Raw genomic sequence first — 25,717 nt, forward strand, 5'->3', positions numbered from 1 at the left:
ACGGGGATTGGGAAAAGCGATTTCCATTCCCCAAGGGGTCAAGCTGAGGTGATCGAGGAGACAAGGGTGAACTTATTTGAAACTGTTACAGAAATGGGTCATGAGCAAGTGCTCTTTTGTCATGGCAAAGACCCAGATATCAAGGCAATAATTGCCATCCATGACACGAGTTTGGGACCTGCAATGGGCGCAACAAGGCTGTTGCCCTACGCCAACGAAGAAGCTGCTTTAAAAGACGCTCTTCGTCTGAGCCGTGGTATGACTTATAAGGCTGCTTGTGCGGGTATTCCAGTTGGTGGAGGTAAGGCAGTCATCATTGCCAATCCTGAAAACAAGAATGCAGACCTGTTCAGAGCATACGGACGGTTTATTGAAAGACTCAATGGACGTTTTATTACAGGTCAAGATGTGAATCTGACCCCCGATGATGTCAGAACAATCAGTCAAGAAACTAGATATGTCGTTGGGGTAGAAGAAAGGTCAGGTGGACCTGCTCCTGTGACAGCATGGGGAGTTTTCTTGGGACTTAAAGCTGCTGTTGAGTTTCGTTTGCAAACCTCTGACCTTAAGGGGCTAAAAGTTGCAGTTCAAGGTCTGGGGAATGTCGGTCAAAATCTTTGCCGACACCTGCACGAGCATGGGGCAAAACTGTTTGTCACTGATATCAGCAAAGAAAAAACAGAGGAAGTAAAGCGTCTTTTTGGTGCCACTGTTGTAGAGCCAGAAGAAATTTACTCACAAGATGTCGATGTGCTTTCTCCTTGTGCTTTAGGGGGAATTCTTAACAGTGAGACAATTCCTCACATTAAAGCGTCGGTGATTGCTGGTGCTGCAAACAATCAGTTGGGAGTTGAGCTGCTGCACGGTCAAATGCTTACAGCGAAAGAGATTCTTTATGCCCCTGATTACGTGATTAATGGTGGCGGGCTAATCAACGTTTACAACGAAATGATTGGCTACGACGAAGAAAGAGCTTTCCAGCAAGTGCGTAACATTTACGACACGCTGCTTGAAATATTTGACAGAGCACAAAAGCAGGACATCACTACCAACGATGCTTCTAAGCAGTTGGCAGAGGACAGAATCCGCAAAGCCAGACATCTCAAGACCTTAGCTGTGGTCTAAAGGAGTGACAAATGGTAGTTGAAAGAAATACATTTGGGACATCTGCCTACATCGAAACGACTCCAGAGACCGCCTTTGAATACCTTGCTGAGCTAAAAAACTTAGGCGAGTGGACTCTCTATAGCCGCATGGAAGAGCAAATCGACGAAGACACTTGGCTCGGAACTGCGTCTGGCTACCAGACAAAGCTCTATTATCATGTCAAAAAACTGGATCATCCCAATTTTTACGGCATTGAGTGGCAGTGCGGCTTAGAGTATCAAAAATATTATCAGGTTTACCCTGTCTTGCTTTTTCCTGCCGACTACGTTGAGCCAGGAACAGATGAAAAGGGTGTGTACTTACACTGGGTCAGCTTTGTCGATCCCAAGCGGCGTAGTCCCTTGATTATGGAGGGAATTCACACGGTACACACTTCCGAGTGTCGTTCTCTCAAAGGTAATTTGGAACGCAAGGCTGGTCTTAAGACCGCATCAAAAGGACGTTACTACGTTGATACCGACACGATCTATGTTAATGCCCCAATAGAGATGGGGATTGAGTATTTGTCAGACCTCAAAAACATGGATGATTGGGCACACCTACTGCGAGCAGATGGCGAAATTTCTGGTCAGTCTGGAGAGTTTCGCGATGAATACGGTCAAAAGGTGAAAGTAACTCAGCGTCTGCAACCTATTAACGAATCGTACTTGCTGGAGCACGAGTTCTTTTATCCAGACTACGGATTTTATCAGCGCTCTCCGGTGCTGCTGATCCCAACCTCCCATGCTTTCCGGGATCCAGAAGCTCCTGGTTTCATCCAGCATCGGATCACCTTCTGGAAAGTAGGTGAGCAACTACCTCACGGTAAACTCCAAATCGAAGACTTTGGCTCTGAGAGCTTGAATATCAAGCGTATCTTAGAAGGCAAAGCTGGCAACGTGGATACTTTAGCTCAAGGTCTGAGCTATATGCCGGACGCTAAGTAGCTCCAAATGTACAGACGCGCCATGGCGCGTCTCTACAACGCTCCAAATGTACAGACGCGCCATGGCGCGTCTCTACAACGCTCCAAATAATTAATTAATAAATATATTTTCAGGGTGTGAGTGCCGTCATTGCTTATTGTCAGCAATGCAAAATTCTACCAGTAACATCCAAAGCCGACCTCTGTTGTGACACATGGAACTCAAGCAACTTACTATTACATCTTTTACGGTGCTTGCCGACGGTCTTGATAATCCGAAAGGTCTGAGCTTTGGTCCTGACGATAATCTCTATATTACAGAGGCAGGAACGGGGGGAAGTGGAGCTAGTATTCCATCACCCAGTGGTCAAGGTGATTTATATTACGGTGCCAGTGGTGCTATAGTAAAAATTGAGAATGGTACAGTCAAACGTATACTGACAGAACTGCCTTCTGTCGCATTTCCAGATGGTACTGGAGCCGCAGGTGCTCACGATATAAAATTTGATGCTACAGGCAAGCCTTATGTTTTACTAGGCTATGCTGCTAATCCAGCTTTACGCGATACGGCATTAGGTGACACTGACTTAGGAAAAATCATCGCTCCCGACTTCAATACAAATTCGTGGACAACTGTTGCCGATATCGCTAACTATGAACTGACTGATAATCCTGATGGCAGTGAAGTCGTTAGCAATCCCTTGGCTCTATTAATAGATGGAGACGAAATTGTTGTCGTTGATGCAGGTGCGAACGACATGCTGAGTGTGGGAACTGATGGAAGCGATTTGAAGGCACTAGCCGTACTTCCCAAGCAGACAGTGACGAATCCAATCTTCCCAGGTTCTAACTCGCAGAATTTTGACAAGGGACACGTGCCACCTCCTAGTGCTTATCGTGATGCACTACCATCGCAGATTGCAATTCAATCAGTACCCACAAGCGTCGCCAAAGGTCCGGATGGTGCTTACTACGTGACCACATTCACAGGTTTTCCTTTTCCAGAAGGTGAAGCAAAAATCTACCGAGTGGATGCTGATGGTCAACTAAGAGTGTATGCTGATGGATTTACGCAACTGATTGACTTAGCTTTCGATGGGCAAGGCAACTTGTATGTGTTGCAACATATGAATTCCTCAGGCTGGAAAGGAAAACCAGAAGGAAGCCTGATCAAAATAGGACACGATGGGAGCCACACAACTGTTCTCAGTGGTGATGGGCTAGAGCTACCTAGTGCATTGACTATTGGTCCTGATGATGCTCTTTATCTCATCAACCGAGGCGGCATGCCAGGAAAAGGGCAAGTCATCAGAATTCAGAATCCAAGCTCTGTTGTGTGAAGCTGCTATGAAGTCATGACCAACAGATAAGAGTCTCTCTCTCCCCAACATAAGAGCAAGACTCCTGCAAATTGGGTAACAAGTTTCAAGCTGACAATGCCAGTTCCTCTCAACAGGGAGGCTATGTTGCCGTGGATGCTTGATTTCCACATCCCAGTCATTGGGACTCTTTATCCCTGACACCGTACACAACTCCACAAACTACCAACACTCGATCGTAAATAAGTATGAAGTTCAAGTCATTTGCTCTTACATTTCTCACTCTTTGTGTTGCCAGTGTTGCTGCTGGAACCAAAGCAGCACAAGCTGCATCCTTGTCAGTAGTCGCTGACCAGCTTAACAACCCACGGAATTTTGACTGGGATTCACAAGGCAATATTTATCTAACAGAGAGTGGTTCCGGAGGAGATGGAAACGGCGGAGTCAACTGTATACCATCACCCAGCGCGCAATATATTCCTTTATGTTCTGGTAAAACTGGTAGCGTTGTCAAAATTGCTCCAGACGGTACAAAAACACCTGTACTGCCGAATCTCACCTCCGTAGCATTGGTGCCTTCTGGGGAACAAGGTGCCGGTGCTGCGGACTTCAAATTTGATTCTAAAGGCAACGCTTATCTTTTGATGGGTCTTGCTGGCGATCCAAACAACCGCGATACCGTACTGCAAGCTCCTGATCTCGGAAAATTATACAAAGTAGACTTAAACACTGGTTCGCTGACACCTCTTGCCGATTTTGCAGCTTATGAAGCCGCAAATAACCCCGATGGCACTGATTTGATTAACAACCCCTATGGCTTCACAATTAAGGGTGATAAAGCTTATGTGGTTGATGGCGGATCAAACGTTATCTACAGGGTAGGACTTGATGGCACCGGTATTGAGCAAGTAGCTGCATTCCCTCAGCAACTCATCCCAACAAATCAACTCGAATTCCCAACTCTTCCTGAGGGCACAGTAGACCCAACAGGAGGCGCAGCACCACCTCCAGGTTTTGCAATTGCTGATAATGGTCTTCCGGTATCACAACAATCAATACCCACAGGGATCACAGTTGCTCCCGATGGAAGTTTAACAGTAAGTGAATATACTTACTTCCCTTATCCAGAAGGAAAAGCACGTATCTATTCAGTTAACCCAGATGATTTGTCAATACAAACCATTGCTGATGGCTTTACACAGCTGACTGGTGTGACATACGACGCCGAGGGCAACTTGTATGCGTTGCAACACATTAATCAGTCAGAATGGAAAGCAATTCAACAGGGCGGTGTCATCACTGGTGATATCAGTGGTTCTATCATCAAAATTGGCAAGGATGGTTCTCGCGAAACTATCATCAGTGGTGATGGATTAGAGGCGGCTTCTGGATTATATTTCGGTCCTGATGGTGCTTTATATACCTCAAACCGTGCGAGACTCGCACCAGGGGAACGAGGAGGACAACTCGTCAAGATTGCTCTTAACTCTGCTGGCGCAGCAAAAGTTCCTGAACCGGGTTCAGTAATTGCTTTATTAGCAACTGCAGCTTTAGGCGCAAAAGCAATGAAGCGCAAGCGTCAACAAGAACTGTTGGATAAGGTTGAAACCATCTAATTCCTTGTTTCTTAAGCATTGCTTAGCAATGCCTAAGAAATAGGCTGCTGCCTTAAATAGAAAGTTTTGTTTCAAAAAGGCAACAGCTCAAATTCGGGATTCCCAGACTCGGTCTGGGAACGACATAAACCTAAGTAAGAGTATAACTCACAACACCGAATAATCACTATGGGATTAGTCAAAAATTTGTCATTTGCCTTAGTTGGTGCCGGCTTTCTTGTAGCGGCGGCGGCGGCTCAAGCTATGGCGTTAACCTTAACCTATGATCGCTCTATAGGTGAGCCTGGTTTCGGTCCTGGGCAACTGTTTGTTCCCCAAGGCATAGCGGTAGATAGCCAAGGGAATACCCTTATATCTAACGGACGCGGTGTTAACCCGGATGGTACTCCTAACTACAGCCTTGGTAACAAAATTGAAAAATTTAGTCCTAGCGGTCAGTATATTGGAGCAATTGGCTCCGGCGGCACAGGACCCGGACAGTTTGACGAGCCAACAACTGTAGACTTTAATCCAGTAACAGGGGATCTGTATGCAGGTGATGTTTACAACAACCGCATTAATCAATACGATTCTCAGGGTAACTTTATTAGATCCTTTGCAAATGGATCATTTACCGGTCTGGTAGAGGGTAGATTGTTCTTTGGACCATCTGGTGTGACATTTGACAAAGCTGGCAACGTGTACGTTGGTGATTTTAACGGCGAAAGGATCCTTAAATTCACACCAGACGGACAGCCACTTGGTGTCATTGGTGGTACCAGAGGCACTGCAGCTGGGGAGTTCGAAGGTGTAGCAGGTATAAGAATTTCCCCAGTTAGTGGAAATATCTTTGTAGCTGACCAGTATAACAACCGCGTTCAAGTACTCGATCCAAATGGTAATCCTTTGTTGGCATTTGGTTCAGCAGGTAGCGGACCTGGACAGCTTCTTCAGCCAATTGGCATCGAAGTGGACGAAGAAGAGAATGTTTATGTAGCTGATTCTATCAACAGCCGCGTTCAGGTGTTTGATAAAAACGGTAACTTCTTGACTTCCTTCGGTGAAAATGCCCGGGATGCATCAGGTAACCCTGTACCGCCTCCAGCATTAACTGGTCCTCCTTTTGGCGATCCCCTCGACCTCGCTCCCGGCAGATTTAACTGGACGGGTGGCACAACCCTCAAAGATAACAAGCTGTATGTGGGCGATTTCTTCCAAGGTCGTGTCCAAGTATTGAACGTTGTTAAAGATGGCGCAACCAAAGTCCCCGAACCTGCCTCACTATTAGGTCTAGGTTTGTTAGGAATTGGCGCTACTGTTACCACATTGCGGAAAAAGCAGCAAAAGGCAACCTCGGCTTAGAGGAACCAGAAAAAGCTGCTGTTTAGACACTCGTAAGTTTGTACTTCCTCAACCTTAACTTTGTTTAACCTCGTTCCCAGGCAATTGCCTGGGAACGAATTCCTAGAATTTTTAGCTCCATAGCATAACTAAATAATTATAAAGTAATGGTTTCTGCAAGTTATTTAGAAAAAACAACAGTGAGTGCCATTGACTTACTGCATGGCTGGCTGACCCAGCGCATTTCTACTCAAGGATTAACCTGGCTAGAACAGAAGATAAAGCAGATTAAAAGCGGTGTCAATACCTCAATGTTTTTCAGTGCGTTTAGCGCTGTGCCTCGTTATACAGGCAAACATGATTTACAACTGACACTAGAAGAACTAGAAGCAGCTTCAGCAGCCCGGACAGGTTGGTTCCCCAGTTATTGGAGCGTAGATCAAGCGGCTCGCACCTTACTGGTACTGAGTTTACCGCAGGACAACGAGGAGAAATACGTTCGGACGCTGGAGCGAGTTTTTACAGCCGCCGATATGGGAGAGTTAATAGCACTCTATCAGGCTTTACCGCTTTTAGCTTATCCAGAAAAGTTCCGCACTCGTGCAGCTGAGGGAGTTCGTAGCAATATGACAGCAGTGTTCAATGCTGTGGCTTTGCGAAATTCCTATCCAGCAGAGTACCTGGGTGACATTGCTTGGAACCAGATAGTCTTGAAGGCTCTGTTTGTGGGCAGCCCTTTAGATCTTATTCAAGGACTTGATCACCGTGCAAATCCACAACTAGGGACTATGCTGGTTGATTATGCTCACGAACGTTGGGCAGCCCACCGCACAGTATCTCCCGAACTTTGGCGACTGGTGGGGCGATTTGCCAACCATGCGATGTTAGCGGATTTGGAGCGCGTAATACAAGACCCGGATCCAGTCCAACAAGCCGCAGGGGCGATCGCTCTTGCTGAGTGTCCTTTAGCAGATGCTCAAGAACTTCTTGCCCGTTATCCAAATTTACAGGCTCAAATTCAAGCAGGGCATCTTACCTGGCATAGCTTAACTGCTACGCAAAGTCAAGAGTCAAAAGTCATTGACCTTGACCCTTGACCCTTGACCCTTGACCTTTGACCTTTAACTACAAGCACTATAAACACCAGTCCCATGATGTACATAGATCCTCACATTCACATGAGCTCCCGCACAACCGACGATTACCAGAAGATGCAGGAGTCTGGCATTGTAGCTGTGATAGAACCTGCCTTTTGGTTTGGACAACCCCGCACCAACGTCGGCTCATTCCAAGATTACTTTAGCAGCTTGGTCGGGTGGGAACGGTTTCGGGCTGCTCAGTTTGGTATCCGCCATTATTGCACGATTGGCTTGAACTCCAAAGAAGCCAATAACGAACCATTGGCAGAGCAAGTCATGGAACTTTTGCCTTTATATGCTTGCAAAGAGGGCGTCGTTGCCATTGGTGAGATTGGCTATGACGACATGACACAGGCAGAAGACAAATACTTCCGTCTACAGTTAGAACTGGCAAAAGAACTCGATATGCTGGTGATGATTCATACACCGCACCGCAACAAAAAGGCGGGTACCAGTCGCACTATGGATGTCTGTATCGAGCATGGGTTAGATCCATCAAACGTAATTATGGATCATAACAACGAAGAGACTGTGCAGGAAGTTTTGGATCGAGGCTTCTGGGCAGCTTTTACAATTTACCCCAATACCAAAATGGGGAATGCTCGCATGGTTGAAGTTGTGCGCCAATATGGATGCGATCGCATCATCGTAGACAGCAGTGCTGACTGGGGAGTCAGCGATCCACTTGCTGTCCCCAAGACTGCCCAACTGATGCGAGAAAGAGGAATTCCAGAAGCGCATATTCGAGCAGTCTGTTATGAAAATGCCCTTGCTGCTTACAGCCAAAGCGGTCAAATTCAAGAGTCAGACTGGCTCAACCCAACCCCCATCGACCAACGACAGCTATTCAGCGGTAACTCCGTGCTTCGGGGACAAAAACCCGTCGTCGAGTCCCCCACCCGCGAATATGCATTGATTGAGTAAAACGTCAATAATTGTAGAGACGCGACGCCAGTCGCCTAGGTCGGGAGACCCTCCTGCAGCGCTGGCTCGCCATGGCGCGTCTCTACATGAAATTTACCCTCACTCCCTCACTCACTCCCCCTCCTCACCATGAACACTGCACTCTCCTCCCCTCGCATTTGGGCGTATCTCCAGTTAATGCGACCTGCTAATATCGTCACCGCATGGGCAGATATCTTAGCTGGATTCGCTGCTTCTGGGTGCGCTGTCCTTATTTCCGTATCTCCTGATCTGCCAATTTCCTCATCTTCCTCTAATTTGATGGCGTTGGCATGGTTACTTCTAGCAACCACAGGTCTATATGGCGGTGGTATTATTTTTAATGATGTATTTGATGCTGAAATAGACGCTATAGAAAGACCAGAGCGACCTATTCCCAGTGGTAGAGCATCACGTATGGGAGCATCAATTCTGGGAAGTTTGCTTTTGAGTGCTGGGATACTCGCAGCTTCTCAAGTGAGTTGGTTGAGTGCAACTCTAGCTTTTGGCATCGCTGCTGCTGCCATCCTCTACGATGCTTACAGCAAGCATGATCCTATTTTTGGTCCCATCAATATGGGCGTGTGTCGCGGCGGCAACTTATTGCTTGGCGTCAGCGCGGTATCACCAATGGTATCAAACTATTGGTTTTTAGCTCTGATTCCCGTTGTTTACATTGCTGCTATAACAACCCTCAGCCGGGGTGAAGTTCATGGAGGCAAAACTAGTACTGGTATCATTACACTCGTCCTAATGAGTACAGTCATTGCCGCACTACTGAGCTTAGGTTTGTTAAAAAATTATCATTTGCTTGCAGTCCTGCCTTTCGTAGTGTTCCTAGCTGCGCGGGTATTACTTCCTTTTATCAAAGCTGTGAGCGAACCGACTCCAGAAAACATCCGCACGGCTGTGCGCGCAGGAGTCCTGTCACTTATTGTTTTAGATGCTACAGTCGCTGCTGGTTTTGCTAGCTTGCCATACGGATTGCTGGTGTTAATCCTGTTACCAATTTCAATGGCATTGTCACAAATCTTTGCTGTTACCTGAAGCACGCGTTAAAATTATAACAAAAGACCAAAAGAAGCGAGTACGCAGGATATATGCTACTCTGCCACCGCGAGTCACCGTGCATCTTGTGCGAAAACAAAAAAGCTCACACTTTTGACCTGACTTCACGTAACAAAGAAACGGATAATGCGGATTCTCATTTATTCTTACAACTATCATCCGGAGCCAATTGGAATTGCTCCTTTAATGACTGAACTGGCAGAGGGACTGGTAAAGCAAGGTCATGAAGTGCGAGTGATTACGGGAATGCCGAATTATCCCCAGCGCGAGATTTACGAAGAGTATCGCGGTAAGTGGTACGTTACAGAACAAAAAAATGGCGTAACCATTCAGCGGAGTTACCTGCGAATTAAGTCTAAACCCAATCTCATAGACAGGCTTCTATTGGAGTTAAGCTTTGTATTCACAAGCTTGCCACAAGCACTCAACGGTTGGCGACCGGATGTTATTCTCCTGACAGTACCGCCACTACTAGTTACCCTACCAGCAACACTACTAGGTTGGCTATATAACTGCCCAGTGGTACTGAATGTACAGGATATATTGCCAGAAGCCGCTGTGCGCGTTGGGCTGATCACAAACAAATGGATGATTCGCGCTTTGCAAGCGATCGAGCAATTTGCATACCGTAGCGCCCACACCATAAGCGTTATTGCCGATGGGTTTGTTGAGAATTTAGTCGAGAAGGGAGTACCAGCGCAAAAAATCGTCTGCATTCCCAACTGGGTGAACGTTAACTTTATCGGCCCCTTACCAAAACAGAGCAACCCATTTCGCATTGCCTATCAACTAGAAGACAAGTTCGTAGTGGTTTACTCTGGCAACATTGCCTTGACACAAGGATTAGAGACAGTCATTGAAGCCGCGTCTCGGCTGTGTCATATTCCAGAAATCGTCTTTGTCATTGCTGGAGAAGAAAGAGCATTGCAAAGATTGCAGCAATATTGCCAAAAATGTGGGGCTGATAACGTGTTGCTTCTACCTTTAGTACCACGAGAAAAACTACCCGAAATGTTGGCAGCGGCGGATGTCGGTTTGGTGGTGCAAAAGCGGAATGTCATTTCCTTCAATATGCCTTCCAAAATCCCACTGTTGTTAGCTAGTGGTCGTGCTATTATCGCCTCAGTTCCCGCCTCTGGTACAGCAGCGCGAGCAGTGCGCAAGAGTGGCGGTGGCGTAGTTGTGGCACCAGAATCACCGCAAGCGCTAGCAGATGGAATCATGGATTTGTATACCAATCCAGCAAAAGTTGCAAAGCTAGGTCACAAAGGAAGACAGTTTGCTGTTGAACGCTATTCATTCGAGCAAGCGTTAGTTGAGTACGAAGCATTATTCACTGAAGTGATTGCGACAAGTTCTCAATCACCAACTGTCGGGATGCTACCAAAATTGACTTCAAGCGAATCTATTATCGATATTTAAGTCATTAGTCATTAGTCATTAGTCATTAGTCATTGGTTATCAGTGATTCTGCGCCTCAGGTGCATCTTTCTATTCTCTTCATCTCCTCCGTAGCGAGCGAACAACATATGATCCCAGAAAAGCTCAAGCAAACTGACCAATGCCTGATCGAACTGCTGCGCGATCGCCTATCTCTTCTGACAGCATCAAAAATTCCCGCCGAGGAGCAACTGGCTCAAGTGCGACCCTTACTTGCTTCTGCTGGTATTCCGGAATCTATTTGGACAAATTTAGTCAACGGTTGTCATGCAGCCCTTTCCAGTGTTGCTTCATCGCCAACACACAAAGCCACACCCCGAAATATCACTATCATCGGTGGACGTGGTAGGATGGGTAGATTCTTCACCCAACAACTGACAGCAGCTGGTCACAATGTGAGTATTCTCGAAAACGAAGATTGGGAATACGCAGATCATCTGCTAGGTTCTGCTGAACTTGTGATCGTCTGTGTTCCGATTAAGTGGACAGTAGATGTGATCAAGCGTGCATCTCAATACCTTGCCCCAACCACAGCACTTTGTGATATCACAAGTCTCAAAGCTGAGCCAGTTCAAGCGATGCTGGAATACCATCGTGGTCCAGTCATGGGATTACATCCGATGTTTGGTCCAAATGTCAAATCCTTTGCTGAAGAAAAGGTAGTCGCTTGTCCAGGTCGCAACAACGATTCATTTGAGTGGTTATTAGATTTTATTAAGAGTCAGGGCGGCGAAGTCATTGTCTGTACACCTGAAGAACACGACTACATGATGGTGATTATTCAGGCAACCAGGCACTTCTCCAGATTTAGCGTCGGTGTTTTCTTAGCGCAAGAAGGGATTGACATAGAGCGCAGTTTGTCCATGTCAAGCCCAAGCTATCGCCAAGAAATAGACATCATCAAGCGTTTGTTTGCCCAAAGCCCACATTTATGTGTGGACATTATGCTTGCGACCCAAGACAGATGCCAAGCAATTGCTAAGTTAGCTGATACTTACAACCGCTTGGCGAGGTTAGTTGCACGCAAAGATCGAGCTGCATTAATCGAGGAATTTGAAAATGCTCAAAGCTTTTTTAGCGAGGAAAACATCAGTTCTCCCAAGCTGAGTCAGGAAAACCATGCTGATCGACATCTTTCACGATACCGTATGCCCGTGGTGCCGAATCGGTCATAAGCATCTTTTTGATGCCTTGGCACAATCTCAAGAGACAGCCAAAATTCGCTGGCACCCATTTCTCCTAGATAATTCTATTCCTGCTGGTGGTTACGAATTTCGCTCTTATATGCAGGAGAGGAAAGGCATAGAACCGCAAGCACTTCACCAGCTATTTGACTACGTGCAAAATGTGGGTGATGCCGCCGGAGTAAAATTAGATTTCGACAAGGTTCGTTTAGCTGTCAATAGTACCCTTTCCCATCGGTTAATTACGCTAGCACCGGATCACATCAAAAACGATGTTGTCCAAGCAGTTTATAAAGCTTACTTTGAAGACGGTTTGAACCTCGGTGACCTCGACGTCATTGTTGCTATAGGGACAGAGGTTGGTATGGATGCTAGCGAATTACGACTGCAATTAAGCGGTAATGCTGCACTTGATGCGGTTCTAGCGGAATCAACATTTGCTCGTTTTAATGGCATCACGAGCGTGCCTTTTTACATTATTAACAACAAAGTTAAAGTTGACGGTTCACACTCACCAGAGGTGTTCCAACAAGCTCTCAATCGTGCCGCACTTATAGAAATATCCGCAAAAATATGGTAGTAGACATCAGGCAGAAGACTACATTTAATAATCTGCAGCCCATTCAGCAAACTTTCACGGTAACCTTCAACTACGGAGTGCATTTCACCACAGGTGTGTTTGATATCAAAAATTCCTTACTGGCAAAAGTGATTGCTGGTGATGGGGAAGCGGGACCGAAAAAAGTCTTAGCAGTTGTAGATTCAGGATTATTACAGTCTCGGCGTCCGCTGCTTAAGCAAATAGCTGCGTATTGCGATCGCTATTCAGACACACTCAAACTCGCTGCTGATCCAATCATTGTCCGAGGAGGAGAAGAAGCCAAAAACGATCCAGATGAACTGTTGAAAATTCAGCAAATCATTGATGAAGCAGGAATTTGCCGCCACTCCTACATCTTAGGAATTGGTGGTGGTGCAATGTTGGACTTAGTTGGATACGCAGCAGCAACAGCGCATCGGGGAATTCGTCTGATTCGCATTCCAACGACAGTGTTGGCACAAAATGATTCTGGTGTCGGCGTTAAAAATGGAATCAACGCCTTTGGCAAAAAGAATTTTCTTGGCACATTCGCCCCACCCTATGCAGTTTTAAATGATTTTACCTTCTTGACTTCGCTGGATGAGCGTGACTGGCGTTCTGGAATCGCAGAAGCAATAAAAGTGGCGCTGATTAAGGATGCTGACTTCTTTGAGTACATCCGTACCCACGCCCACGCACTCGTCTGTCGAGACATGAACTCGATGCAAAACGTTGTTTACCGCTGTGCGCAGTTGCATATGGATCACATTGCTCACAACGGTGATCCCTTTGAAAAAGGTTCATCTCGTCCATTAGATTTCGGTCATTGGGCAGCGCATAAACTTGAGCAGCTAACAAATTATAGACTACGTCATGGGGAAGCAGTAGCGATCGGCATTGCTTTGGATGCTACCTATTCCTACCTGATAGGGCAGCTTTCTCGGTTAGAATGGCGGCGGATATTGAATACACTGTTGTCATTAGGCTTTACGTTGTACGTGCCGGAACTGTCTGAGAAAATGACAGAAGAGGAACATCCTCGTTGCTTGTTCCGAGGGCTGACTGAATTTCGGGAACACCTGGGCGGAGAATTAACCATAACGCTCTTGCAACGCATAGGCAAAGGTGTTGAAGTTCACGAGGTAGACATATCTCTGTTTCGCCAAGCCATTTGGTTGTTGAGCGAGTTTTACGATTCTTCGTTACCCGCTACAGGTTGGGAATGTGCTATGTAAGGCAACTGAAATTTCTAAAAAAACCACAGATGGACACAGATGAACACAGATAAACACAGATAAATTATCTGCGTGCATCTGCGTGCATTTGCGGTTCCAATAAACTCTGTTGAGAGTTTATTTTTGACAAGTGAGCGTGAAAGGTAAAAGGCGGGACTAGGAAGAGATATGAAAATAGAAACAAATACAAATAACAGTTTTCACCTAACCTACTGCACAAATATTCATCCTGGTGAAGAATGGAACAAAGTCTTTGCCAACTTACAGCAATATATTCCTGCACTTAAAGCACAGCTTTCCTCAGACAAACCGTTTGGCATTGGATTGCGTTTGGCAGACGTCGCTACAAGAGAACTGCTGCAAGGAAACGCCTTGGCTGAGTTTCAGTCATGGTTGACTGATCAAGACTTATACGTGTTTACCTTAAATGGTTTTCCCTTCGGTGGATTTCATAGGCAAGTCGTGAAAGACCAAGTTTATGCACCGGATTGGTCAAAGCAGGAGCGGTTGGACTATACTTTACGACTGGTAAACATCCTGGCACAACTGTTGCCTCCTGGTAAAGAGGGCAGCATTTCTACACTGCCGTTGTCATATAAACCCTGGTTCAAAGGCAATCCACTTTTCTTAGCTTCCATTACAACCAGCGCTAGCCTCAACATAGCACGGGTGGTAGCCCAAATGGTACGCATTAAAAGCGACACGGGAAAAGTTTTGCACTTGGATCTCGAACCTGAACCAGATGGATTAATAGAAAATGCTGCTGAAGTTGTTGATTATTTCCAGACGCATTTACTGCCTATTGGTGGAGAGTATTTAGCAACGCATTTAAGGATTTCTCAACAAGCAGCTGAGGCTCTTATATTAGAACACGTGCGCGTTTGTTATGATACCTGCCATTTTGCTGTGGAGTATGAAAACCCTGTCTCGGTTTTCAAGCAATTTCAAGCCGCAGGAATTCAAATTGGTAAAATTCAAATCAGTGCTGCATTACAGGTGGACATCCCCACTGATATTCAACAGCGCCGTCAGGTAAAAGAGCGGTTGTTACCTTTTGCTGAATCTACGTATTTACACCAAGTTATAGCACGCGACAACACTGGACGGCTACGTCATTATTCAGATTTGGAAAAGGCTCTCCCACATTTGGAGCGTAGTACAGATCGTGAATGGCGCATTCACTTCCACGTCCCCATTTTCATCCGCGATTACCAGCTGTTTCAGTCTACCCAAGACGATATTTCTAACGTGTTAAATTTGCTACATAGCAATCCTGCCTGCAACCACCTGGAAATTGAAACTTACACTTGGGAAGTGTTGCCTCAACAGATGAAACTGGATTTAGCAGCATCAATTCAACGCGAATATGAGTGGGTGTTATCAAAATTGTTAGTGAATAGCCCCTTGGAGTTGATCAGCTGTTAAAGGCTGTTGGTAAAGAAAGCATATTTAGTAGCGCGTCCAGTCTCATTTAGTGCATTATGATTCTGTTGTGGGACGGACGTCTCGCCGGTCCTAGGCGGGCAAGATGCCATACGTGTCAACAATCACGTTCAAACCTTTATCCCAGGTTGGTTTTACCCCCCTCCCCTTAATCCCCTCCCCTTTACAAGGGGAGCGGTTTTGGCACAAGACAAAACCGGGGTGGGGTTCCGTGGAAAATCGTGGGATAGCCGCTCTACTACTAAATTGATAATAAATTTATTGACACTACATTATGAATAAAACAGTTGTTCTTAACGTTGTAGGATTATCACCTAGCCTGTTAGGGGACCATACACCGTCGCTGTCAAGTTGGGCGGCTTCTGGGAAAGTCGTTCCAGTTGCACCCGTCTTACCTGCTGTCACCTGCACAGCTCAAGCAACTTATCTCACAGGAAAGTTGCCAAATGAACATGGGATTGTTGCTAATGGCTGGTATTTTCGCGACGAGTGTGAAGTAAAATTTTGGCGACAGTCTAATAAACTTGTACAGGCTCCCAAAGTTTGGGATATGGCTCGCTCGCTAGACCCATCCTTTACTTGCGCCAATTTGTTCTGGTGGTACAATATGTACTCCTCGGCGGATTATACAGTGACCCCGCGACCAATGTATCCGGCTGATGGTAGAAAATTACCCGATATTTACACACAACCACAAGAATGGCGTTCGCCCCTGCAAGCTGAACTCGGTCAGTTTCCTTTGTTTAATTTCTGGGGTCCCAACACATCGATTGCTTCTACTCAGTGGATCGCCGCCTCAGCTAAGTGGGTGGAAGAACGCAAAAACCCGACGCTGACACTGATTTATCTGCCTCATCTGGACTACTGCTTGCAAAAGTTTGGTCCTGAAGATAACCGAGTCACCAAGGATTTACAAGAAATTGATGCTGTTTGTGGCGATTTGATTCAATACTACGAAAATCGCGGTGCTCAAGTTATTGTTTTGTCAGAATACGGTATCACACCCGTCTCGCAACCCGTCCACCTCAATCGGGTACTGCGGGAACAAGGTTTGCTAGCCGTGCGCGAAGAATTAGGGCGAGAACTACTTGATCCAGGAGCAAGTAAGGCATTTGCTGTCGCTGACCATCAAATTGCTCATGTTTATGTCAACGATCCATTTTACATACCCAAAGTGCGATCGCTCTTAGAAAACACTCAAGGCGTTGCTCAAGTTTTAGGTGCAGACGAAAAGCCAGCTTACGGTTTGGATCACTCAAGATCAGGGGAGTTAGTGGCGATCGCTCATCCAGATGCTTGGTTTACATACTACTACTGGCTCGATGACAATCGTGCTCCTGATTTTGCCAGAACAGTTGATATTCATCGTAAACCTGGTTATGATCCTGTAGAATTATTCGTTGATCCCCGTATTAAACTTCCCAAATTCAAAATCGGTTTCAAACTTCTGAAAAAGCAGCTTGGTTTTCGCTACTTAATGGATGTTATTCCCTTAGATGCTAGCTTAGTACGCGGTTCTCATGGTTGCGTTACTGCTCCTGAAAATGGGCCGTTGTTTATGACTCGTCAAACTCACTTACTTGAGTCTGAATCAATCGCAGCAACAGATGTTTGCAATTTAATCCTCCGACATCTTCATTAGAACTTTAACAGGGACTGGGGACTAGGGATTGGGAACTGGCGAATGGGAGGTATTAAGGACGAGAAATTCACCCCAGCGTATTCTTGGCACTGGGAACCCAAAAAGATGGGATTTTTCAAGGGTCGCCAATCCCTAATCCCCAATACCGAATCGTTTTTATATAAAATGTTACCTACAATATCATAATAAATACTTCATTTGCAAGCTGGTGGTTCATCTACTTCTAAAGAAAGAAAAATCTCTAACCCAAGGTGGACGCGGCAAAATACCTTCATCTCTTCCAAGGGATTCTACTTAAGTATTAAAGTAAAACCAAAAAAATTGACACAACTATCAAAAAATTGTTCATGTATCAATGCTTAACATTTAGATACGCTAATCTCATACCGAGTAGCATTCAAATCTAAATGTTTGCCGTTCTGTTTTGACTGTTGATGGTAACCTCTTACCAGTCATAAGTTGACAGTCTAATGTTAGCTGTTTGAATGCAACATGGTATAAAAACAGGTTTCTATTGGCAATACCGTTCTTATTCAAATAGATAACTACAACAACATCCACTTTGGGACAATCTGTGTATGATCTTTTTGACTCCCAAGTCTTTGTTGTATTGTCTTTGTATTACGAGTCTTTGTGATTGAAATTGATAATAAAAACACAAAACTCATGAAAGGTCAATGATCAAAATTTTGACTATTGGCTGATGAACGCCAGATACCTACGGAGGGAAACCCTCCTGCAGTACTGGCTCCTGATGACTTATGACTACTTCAGAGAAATTGCCCATGATTGTTGATTCTCACTCGTACACAACTCTTGGCGGCATAGGTGTATCTCGCGCCATCAGCGAAGTACAGATGGACACGGCTCTAGATGAAATCTTGTTTCACTTGGACTCCCAGCGTGGCGGTTTGCTTAAAAGCAGCTATGAATATCCAGGGCGATACAAAAGATGGGCGATTGGATTTGTCAATCCACCATTGGAATTAACAACACGCGAGAGAACCTTCACGCTAAGAGCACTCAACAACAGAGGCAAAGTGCTTCTACCAGTACTTTTTAACAGATTGTCAGCGCATGCTCAACTACAGGAAGTCAAGCTAAATAACGATTGCATCGTTGGCTTTGTGCAGCCACCAGTCCAACTGTTTGCAGAAGAAGAGCGTAGTAAACAACCCTCAGCATTTACAGTTATCCGCGATATTCTCCATGCTTTTTCTAGTGATGAAGACGAGCATTTAGGGCTGTATGGAGCGTTTGGATATGACTTGGTGTTCCAATTTGAGCCAATTCCTCAGCGTCTGGAACGTCCTGTTGATCAGCGGGATTTGGTAGTGTACTTACCAGACGAACTGATAGTTGTTGACTACTACTTGCAAGAAGCATATCGTGTACAGTACGAGTTTGAAACAGCGCACGGTACTACCAAAAATCTTCCACGAACAGGAGAGTCTATTGATTATAAAGGAGAGCGCCGTGTTCCGGCTCAAGCATCTGACCATGAGCCAGGAGAATACGCAAACCAAGTAGAAGTCGCACTAGATTACTTCCGTCGGGGAGACTTATTTGAAGTCGTTCCTTCTCAAAGCTTCTTTCAATCCTGCTCTGAACCACCCAGCAAACTATTTCAAACATTACAACAAATCAATCCCAGTCCTTATGGGTTTATATTTAATTTAGGTGGAGAGTATATTATCGGTGCCTCTCCAGAAATGTTTGTGCGAGTTGAAGGTAGGCGCGTAGAGACATGTCCAATCAGTGGGACTATTAGCCGAGGACAAGATGCTCTCGATGATGCGGAGCAAATTCGTCAACTTCTCAACTCTGGTAAAGAAGAAGCAGAATTGACCATGTGTACCGACGTGGATCGCAATGATAAATCGCGAATCTGCGAACCTGGATCGGTACAAGTGATTGGTCGTCGCCAAATAGAATTGTATAGCCATTTGATCCATACAGTGGATCATGTCGAGGGATTACTACGACCTGAGTTTGATGCTTTGGATGCATTTTTGAGCCATACTTGGGCAGTCACAGTGACAGGCGCACCCAAACGCTCAGCCATGCAATTTCTCGAAAACCACGAACGTAGCGCTCGACGTTGGTATGGTGGAGCTGTTGGTTACTTAAGCTTCAATGGCGATTTTAATACAGGATTGATTTTGCGAACAATTCGGCTCAAAGACTCAATCGCCGAGGTGAGAGTTGGCGCGACAATTCTGTATGACTCCTTGCCTTCAGCAGAAGAACAAGAGACAATGACTAAAGGAGCAGCTTTATTTGAGACAATTCGCCGTGCCAATCAGGGGATAAAACCGGAAGAATGCAGCCCAATAAAGTTGAGCAGCTGCATTCCAAATGTCGAGTCTGGTAAGCGGATCTTACTGATTGACTACGAAGACTCTTTTGTTCACACACTCGCAAATTACATCCGCCAAACTGGCGCTCAAGTCACCACACTACGTCATGGCTTCTCAGAATCGTTGTTTGACGCAGAACGCCCAGACTTAGTTGTATTCTCTCCTGGTCCTGGTAAGCCGAGTGATTTTCGTGTTCCAGAAACTGTACAAGCTTGCTTGCGTCGGCAAATTCCGATTTTTGGAGTCTGTTTAGGACTACAAGGCATTGTTGAATCGTTTGGTGGAGAACTAGGAGTTCTCAACTATCCTCAACACGGTAAATCTTCACGGATTTCTGTCAGCGATTCAAATTCTGTTCTCTTCAAGAATTTACCAGAATCATTTTGTGTGGGTAGATATCATTCCTTGTTTGCCCTACCGCAAAAATTGCCAGCACAACTGAAGGTAACAGCAATTTCAGATGACGATGTGATCATGGCAATTGAGCATCAAACACTTCCTGTAGCGGCTGTGCAGTTTCATCCAGAATCGATCATGACTCTAGCAGGAGAACTTGGTTTGGCAATTATTAAAAATGTAGTACGTGCGTACACCCAAACTGACCAAACTGAAGAGTCATTAGTCATTAGTCAATAATTGTAGAGACGCGCTGAATGAAAGCGTCTCTACATGAAATTTCCCCTCCCTCATCTCCCTCCCTTCTTCATCTCCCCCAAATACATGAGTTACTCAGGCGCTACTGCAAATGTCCGTCCACGCCACATTCTTGAAGAGATTGTGTGGTATAAAAAGCAAGAAGTCGCACAAATGCGGCAAGAACTGCCACTAGCGACTTTGCAAGAACAGTTAACTGCTGCTCCGAGTGTACGAGATTTCCTGGCTGCTTTAAAGCAAAGTCCCCATAAGCCAAGCCTGATTGCAGAGGTCAAGAAAGCATCACCAAGTCGTGGAGTTCTCCGGGCTGATTTTGACCCAGTCGCGATCGCCCAAGCATATGAACAAGGTGGCGCAGCTTGTCTATCTGTTCTGACTGACTCTAAGTTCTTTCAAGGCAGTTTTGACAACTTGCGTAATATCAGACAGCAAGTCGCACTCCCACTTTTGTGCAAAGAGTTTATCATTGATATCTACCAAATCTATTATGCACGGGTTGCAGGCGCAGATGCTGTACTACTGATTGCTGCTATCCTGTCAGATGAGGAACTTCAAGACTTTTTGCGCGTGATTCACGATTTGGGGATGAAAGCTTTGGTAGAAGTTCATACCTTAGCGGAACTGGATCGAGTGCTAAAGCTTGAGGATTTGCGCTTGGTGGGGATCAATAACCGTAATCTCGAAGATTTTACGGTGGATCTTGGACTCACTGCGCAACTACTCGAACAGCGGCGATCGCATTTGCAAAGCTTCGGTATTACCATCGTCAGTGAATCTGGTATATATACCTCTGCAGATTTATCTCTTGTGGCAGAAGCGGGTGCCCGTGCTGTTCTGGTAGGAGAGTCATTAGTGAAACAAGCTGATTTAGAGCAGGCTGTGCGAAATCTCCTCAACAAAGAGCTGTCACAGGAGTGACAAAGGAAAAATAGCCATGAAAGCTATGGTGATAAAGGGCTTCGGAGGTTCAGAAGTTTTTGCTCAAACAGAGGTGGATAAACCAATACCAGGTAAAAACGAAGTTCTGGTCAAGGTTTATGCAACTTCAGTTAATCCTGCTGATTGTGGGATACGTCGAGGACTATTTGGACCAAGAATAAAACTACCTGCAATTCTCGGCTACGACGTTTCAGGAGTCGTTGAGGCAATTGGAGAAAACGTCAAAGATTTTCAGGTGGGTGACGAAGTCTATTACGCCATAGGACTCATGGATGGTCAGGGTGCAAATGCGGAATATAATGTAGCAAATGAGTCGATTGTTGCTAAGAAACCCGCAAACTTATCGCATACAGAAGCGGCGAGTGTGCCGGTAGCAGGCGGTACGGCGTGGGCGGCTTTGTTCGATAGAGCAAGTATTAAAGTAGGCGAAACCGTACTGATTCACGGTGGTGCAGGAGGTGTAGGTTCTTTCGCCATCCAAATTGCCAAAGCAGCAGGTGCTTATATTTACACAACTTGCGGCAGTTATGATTTTGATTTGGTAAAGTCTATCGGTGCAGATAGAGTTATTGACTACCGCAACGAAAACTTTATCGACATTATCATGAAAGAAACGGGTGGTGAAGGAGTTGATGTCACTTTTTCTACCGTACCAGGCGAACTTTTAGCCCGAAGCCTCACAGTAACCAAAGTTGATGGTCGCGCTGTGACAGTCACAGGCGTACAAGGTGACCTCAGCCCTGCTACTTTCAAAAATATTACAGTTCACTTTGTACACTTAGAAAATGCCCGCCCTAAACTCGAAGCTTTGAAAAAGCTGATTGAACGGGGTCAAATCAAACCTGTGGTTGGAATGACCTTTCCACTCAATCAAGTTGCCGAGGCTCATCAAAAACTTGAGGAAGGGGGCGTTAGTGTACACGGTAAGATTGTTGTACAAGTTGCTGGCTCGTAGTTAGGGCTTAAGCCCTGACGACAAATTCAATATTCATTACTTAGGTGCATGAATCCGATGACTTCCATTTCCCAACGTTTTCAATCTTTAAGAAGTAATAACCAGTGCGCTCTCATTCCCTTTGTAACAGCCGGCGATCCTGATTTAGAAACCACAAGACAAGCTTTACGCATTTTAGACCGCAATGGTGCCGACTTTATTGAATTGGGTGTTCCCTACTCCGATCCACTTGCAGATGGTCCTGTGATTCAAGCAGCAGCAACTCGTGCCTTGCAAAAGGGAACTAAGTTAGAGCACGTGTTAGAGATAGTTGCACAAGAAAGCCCAAACCTGCAAGCACCAATTATTTTATTTACTTATTACAATCCAATTCTCAATCGCGGTGTTAGGTCATTTTTGGCGCAAATCGCCGATGTTGGGGCAAAGGGATTAGTTGTCCCAGATTTGCCTTTAGAAGAAGCAGAAGATCTCATTAACACTGCTGCTGAATTTGGCATAGAAGTTATTTTACTTGTTGCTCCTACCAGTTCCAAAGAGCGGATTGAGGCGATCGCCAAGTTTTCTCAAGGATTTATCTACCTTGTCAGTGTCACTGGTGTGACAGGTGTTCGTTCCCAATTGCAAGAGCGTGTCAAGACTTTGCTAAACGAAATGCGAACCATAACTGATAAACCAATTGGTCTTGGCTTTGGCATCTCTGGCTCAGAACAGGCGCGTCAAGCAATGGATTGGGGGGCAGATGGTGTGATTGTTGGTAGTGCTTTTGTGCAAAGGTTAGCAAATGGTAGCCCCGCAGAAGGACTGCAAGCTATTGAACAACTTTCTCAAGAATTGAAAGCTGCGATCGCCCGCCCATCTCTTCAAACGGTGGGTTAAATACAGTTAACAGTTATCAGTTATCAGTTAACAGTTAACAGTCATCAATCAACAGTCAAAAACAACTGAAGAATTGTTAAGACTTCTAAAAAATTACTAGCAAGCTAAGAGGTTTGAATCGGTGGTCAGCATCTCAGATATCAATCAAATTGCATCTTCTACTGCAAGACCAGACTCCCTTGGAAGATTTGGCAAGTTCGGCGGTAAGTATGTTCCTGAAACCTTAATGCCTGCATTAAGTGAGCTAGAAGCAGCATATGCGCAATACCGCAACGACCCAAGTTTCCAAGAAGAGTTACAAAATTTACTCAAGGACTATGTTGGACGCTCCACTCCCTTATATTTTGCCGAGCGTCTAACGGCACACTACGCTAAACCTGATGGTACAGGAGCGCAAATATATCTAAAGCGGGAAGATTTAAACCATACAGGTGCGCATAAAATCAATAATGCATTGGGTCAGGTGTTACTGGCAAAGCGCATGGGCAAACAGCGCATTATCGCTGAAACCGGAGCCGGTCAGCATGGGGTAGCAACTGCAACCGTGTGCGCTCGTTTTGGTTTGCAATGCGTGATTTACATGGGCATCCATGATATGCAACGCCAAGCCCTGAACGTGTTTCGGATGAAGCTGATGGGGGCAGAAGTTCGTCCAGTGGAAGCTGGTACTGGAACCCTCAAGGATGCAACTTCTGAAGCAATTCGGGACTGGGTGACAAACGTAGAAACAACTCACTACATCCTCGGTTCTGTTGCAGGTCCTCATCCTTACCCAATGATCGTGCGCGACTTCCACGCTGTGATTGGCAAAGAAACTCGCGATCAATCTCAAGAGAAATGGGGAGGAATACCTGATATTCTCTTGGCTTGTGTGGGTGGTGGTTCCAATGCAATCGGACTGTTCCACGAGTTTGTGGATGAGTCATCTGTGCGCTTGATTGGAGTTGAGGCTGCAGGTGAAGGTATTGACACCGAGAAGCACGCCGCAACCCTCACACTCGGACGAATCGGCGTGTTGCACGGCGCTATGAGTTATCTACTACAAGATGACGATGGTCAGGTAATCGAAGCACATTCAATTAGTGCTGGTTTGGACTACCCTGGCGTCGGTCCTGAGCATAGCTATCTCAAGGAACTTGGTCGCGCTGAGTACTACAGTGTTACAGACACTGAGGCTTTGGAGGCGTTGCAGCGTCTGTCTCAACTAGAAGGGATTATACCAGCTTTGGAAACCGCTCATGCGATCGCCTATTTAGAAAAGCTGTGTCCTCAGTTGGATGGTAGCCCCCGAATCGTCATAAACTGCTCTGGCAGAGGCGACAAGGATGTGCAAACTGTTGCTAAAGTTCTCAATCCTTAGTCCAAACTCAAAAGTGAGCCAGCGCCCTTTGGAGGGTTTCCCGACAGCAGGCGACTGGTGAACCCCAAAGGGGTCAAAAGTGAAATTCAGAAGGCAGAAGTACGAAGCCAAGTCTCAATGAAAAAATTTTCGGTACTGATGCATGGAAAAGGTATTTTTCCTTCTGGCTTCTGCCCTCTGCCCTCTGCCTTTCTTGGATAACTACTCTTGACTTTTGAGTAATGACTGGTGACTAATGGCTAGTGACTACTATTATTAACAGTTGAGAAAATGATAGCTGTAACTCAAGCAAGCACTGACAACACCGCCGAAACTCTTAAATCTTACGATTGGTCTGGATTACTCAAACAATTGTTGGATAGGCGATCGCTCTCTGTTGCCCAAGCTACGGATCTGATGCAAGGCTGGCTCACAGACACAGTTCCTCCAGCATTATCAGGAGCAATTTTAGCAGCAATTCAATCCAAAGGAGTGTCCACAGAAGAGTTGGTGGGCATGGCTAGTGTTTTACAATCGCAGTCCGCAGGAGGACACGGAACAGGGGAATCTCATTCTTCCCAATCCCCAATCGCCAATCCCCAATCACTTCCCTTAATTGACACTTGCGGTACAGGTGGAGATGGAGCATCCACGTTTAATATTTCCACAGCTGTTGCCTTTGTTGCCGCAGCCGCAGGGGTAAAAGTTGCCAAACATGGCAATCGTTCAGCGTCTAGCAAGACTGGTTCCGCTGATGTACTAGAAGCTTTGGGTATTAATCTAAGCGCCAATCCTGAAAAAGTTCAAAGCGCAGTTGATCAAGTCGGTATCACCTTTTTGTTTGCTCCAGGATGGCATCCAGCACTCAAAGCGGTTGCCGATTTACGCAAAACTTTGAAAGTACGTACCGTTTTCAACCTGCTGGGTCCTTTGGTGAATCCAATGCGACCAACAGGGCAAATTATTGGCGTGTCTGACCCACTATTGGTCGAAACAATAGCTAAAGCTTTATCGCAACTGGGAACGCGTCGTGCAATTGTCGTCTACGGACGCGAAAGGTTAGACGAAGCTGGATTGGCTGATTTAAGTGACTTAGCTGTTGTCAAAGATCAACAAGTACACACAGCCGTACTCAATCCTCAGGAACTCGGTCTAACTCCTGCGCCAATTACGGCGTTGGAAGGTGGAGAAGTTCAACAAAACGCTGAAATATTGAAAGCAGTTCTACAAGGTAAAGGTACGCAGGCGCAGCAAGATGTCGTTGCTTTGAATGCAGCACTAGCACTTCATGTTGGTGAAGTCCTTGATGGCACCAACACTGTAGAAGAGGCTTATGTAAAAGGTATTGGCATTGCCAAGGAAGTTCTGCAAAGTGGAGAAGCTTGGAAAAAGCTCGAACAACTCGCTGAATTTCTCCGGTAATTAGTCAAATGAGTCATTAGCAAAGATGTAAAGACGCGCCGCCAGAGCCGGCACGAGGGAGATCCTCCAAAGGGCGCTGGCTCGCCATGGCGCGTCTCTACAATGACTAATAACTCATCACTCATAATTAATGACTCGGCGGCGTAGCAGATTACTAGCTAAACAACACAAAA

20 protein-coding genes are annotated in these 25,717 nt (G+C 45.7%); all 20 read left to right on the plus strand.

The window, feature by feature from the left end; all coding sequences use genetic code 11:
• Positions 1–66 precede the first annotated feature (66 nt).
• On the plus strand, positions 67–1,125 hold the full coding sequence (gene scyB, locus V5G28_RS15120; protein WP_041041397.1) for a tryptophan dehydrogenase ScyB: 1,059 nt from the start codon (positions 67–69) through the stop codon (positions 1,123–1,125).
• A gap of 11 nt (positions 1,126–1,136) precedes the next feature.
• Complete coding sequence (gene scyC, locus V5G28_RS15125; RefSeq protein WP_332992666.1) at positions 1,137–2,093, plus strand: scytonemin biosynthesis cyclase/decarboxylase ScyC; 957 nt, start codon at positions 1,137–1,139, stop codon at positions 2,091–2,093.
• 193 nt (positions 2,094–2,286) lie between these two features.
• Positions 2,287–3,411 (plus strand): ScyD/ScyE family protein, encoded by a 1,125-nt coding sequence (locus V5G28_RS15130; RefSeq protein ID WP_332992667.1) that lies wholly within the window; start codon positions 2,287–2,289, stop codon positions 3,409–3,411.
• 227 nt (positions 3,412–3,638) lie between these two features.
• Entirely contained in the window at positions 3,639–5,006 is a 1,368-nt protein-coding gene (locus V5G28_RS15135) for a ScyD/ScyE family protein (protein WP_332992668.1), read from the plus strand.
• A gap of 168 nt (positions 5,007–5,174) precedes the next feature.
• Positions 5,175–6,347, plus strand: coding sequence for a scytonemin biosynthesis PEP-CTERM protein ScyF (gene scyF / locus V5G28_RS15140; protein WP_096565528.1), 1,173 nt, complete (start codon positions 5,175–5,177; stop codon positions 6,345–6,347).
• Between the two features lie 146 nt (positions 6,348–6,493).
• Positions 6,494–7,423: an EboA family metabolite traffic protein gene (locus tag V5G28_RS15145; protein ID WP_332992671.1), complete on the plus strand. Its 930-nt coding sequence runs from the start codon at positions 6,494–6,496 to the stop codon at positions 7,421–7,423.
• A 57-nt stretch (positions 7,424–7,480) separates the two neighbouring features.
• Positions 7,481–8,389, plus strand: coding sequence for a TatD family hydrolase (locus V5G28_RS15150; protein ID WP_336230855.1), 909 nt, complete (start codon positions 7,481–7,483; stop codon positions 8,387–8,389).
• A gap of 129 nt (positions 8,390–8,518) precedes the next feature.
• Positions 8,519–9,454, plus strand: a complete 936-nt coding sequence (gene eboC, locus V5G28_RS15155) for a UbiA-like protein EboC (RefSeq protein ID WP_332992675.1) — start codon at positions 8,519–8,521, stop codon at positions 9,452–9,454.
• 147 nt (positions 9,455–9,601) lie between these two features.
• Positions 9,602–10,897, plus strand: coding sequence for a glycosyltransferase family 4 protein (locus V5G28_RS15160; protein ID WP_332992677.1), 1,296 nt, complete (start codon positions 9,602–9,604; stop codon positions 10,895–10,897).
• Positions 10,898–10,929: 32 nt separating this feature from the next.
• Positions 10,930–12,090: a bifunctional chorismate mutase/prephenate dehydrogenase gene (tyrA, locus tag V5G28_RS15165; protein ID WP_442994267.1), complete on the plus strand. Its 1,161-nt coding sequence runs from the start codon at positions 10,930–10,932 to the stop codon at positions 12,088–12,090.
• A complete protein-coding gene (locus V5G28_RS15170) occupies positions 12,035–12,679 on the plus strand; it encodes a DsbA family oxidoreductase (protein WP_332992679.1) in 645 nt (214 codons plus the stop codon). Before tyrA ends, V5G28_RS15170 begins: the two co-directional genes overlap by 56 nt.
• Positions 12,673–13,914 (plus strand): 3-dehydroquinate synthase, encoded by a 1,242-nt coding sequence (locus V5G28_RS15175; RefSeq protein ID WP_332992681.1) that lies wholly within the window; start codon positions 12,673–12,675, stop codon positions 13,912–13,914. The genes V5G28_RS15170 and V5G28_RS15175 overlap by 7 nt, the downstream gene beginning before the upstream one ends.
• Before the next feature lie 168 nt (positions 13,915–14,082).
• Positions 14,083–15,339 (plus strand): metabolite traffic protein EboE, encoded by a 1,257-nt coding sequence (gene eboE / locus V5G28_RS15180; protein ID WP_332992683.1) that lies wholly within the window; start codon positions 14,083–14,085, stop codon positions 15,337–15,339.
• Positions 15,340–15,631: 292 nt separating this feature from the next.
• The gene (locus V5G28_RS15185; RefSeq protein WP_332992685.1) at positions 15,632–16,999 is read left to right on the plus strand and encodes an alkaline phosphatase family protein; all 1,368 of its coding nucleotides are present in this window, start codon (positions 15,632–15,634) and stop codon (positions 16,997–16,999) included.
• Between the two features lie 785 nt (positions 17,000–17,784).
• Positions 17,785–19,995 (plus strand): anthranilate synthase, encoded by a 2,211-nt coding sequence (locus V5G28_RS15190; RefSeq protein ID WP_332992726.1) that lies wholly within the window; start codon positions 17,785–17,787, stop codon positions 19,993–19,995.
• Positions 19,996–20,079: 84 nt separating this feature from the next.
• Positions 20,080–20,931, plus strand: coding sequence for an indole-3-glycerol phosphate synthase TrpC (gene trpC, locus V5G28_RS15195; RefSeq protein WP_096571188.1), 852 nt, complete (start codon positions 20,080–20,082; stop codon positions 20,929–20,931).
• Positions 20,932–20,947: 16 nt separating this feature from the next.
• The gene (locus V5G28_RS15200; protein ID WP_332992687.1) at positions 20,948–21,907 is read left to right on the plus strand and encodes a zinc-dependent alcohol dehydrogenase family protein; all 960 of its coding nucleotides are present in this window, start codon (positions 20,948–20,950) and stop codon (positions 21,905–21,907) included.
• Between the two features lie 57 nt (positions 21,908–21,964).
• Entirely contained in the window at positions 21,965–22,783 is an 819-nt protein-coding gene (gene trpA, locus V5G28_RS15205; RefSeq protein ID WP_332992689.1) for a tryptophan synthase subunit alpha, read from the plus strand.
• A 121-nt stretch (positions 22,784–22,904) separates the two neighbouring features.
• Positions 22,905–24,143 (plus strand): tryptophan synthase subunit beta, encoded by a 1,239-nt coding sequence (trpB, locus tag V5G28_RS15210; protein WP_332992692.1) that lies wholly within the window; start codon positions 22,905–22,907, stop codon positions 24,141–24,143.
• Between the two features lie 270 nt (positions 24,144–24,413).
• Positions 24,414–25,544: an anthranilate phosphoribosyltransferase gene (gene trpD, locus V5G28_RS15215; protein WP_332992694.1), complete on the plus strand. Its 1,131-nt coding sequence runs from the start codon at positions 24,414–24,416 to the stop codon at positions 25,542–25,544.
• Positions 25,545–25,717: the final 173 nt, after the last annotated feature.

Origin of the sequence: Scytonema sp. PRP1 (assembly GCF_036697665.2) — a bacterium.
GTDB classification, from domain to species: domain Bacteria; phylum Cyanobacteriota; class Cyanobacteriia; order Cyanobacteriales; family Nostocaceae; genus Kalymmatonema; species Kalymmatonema gypsitolerans.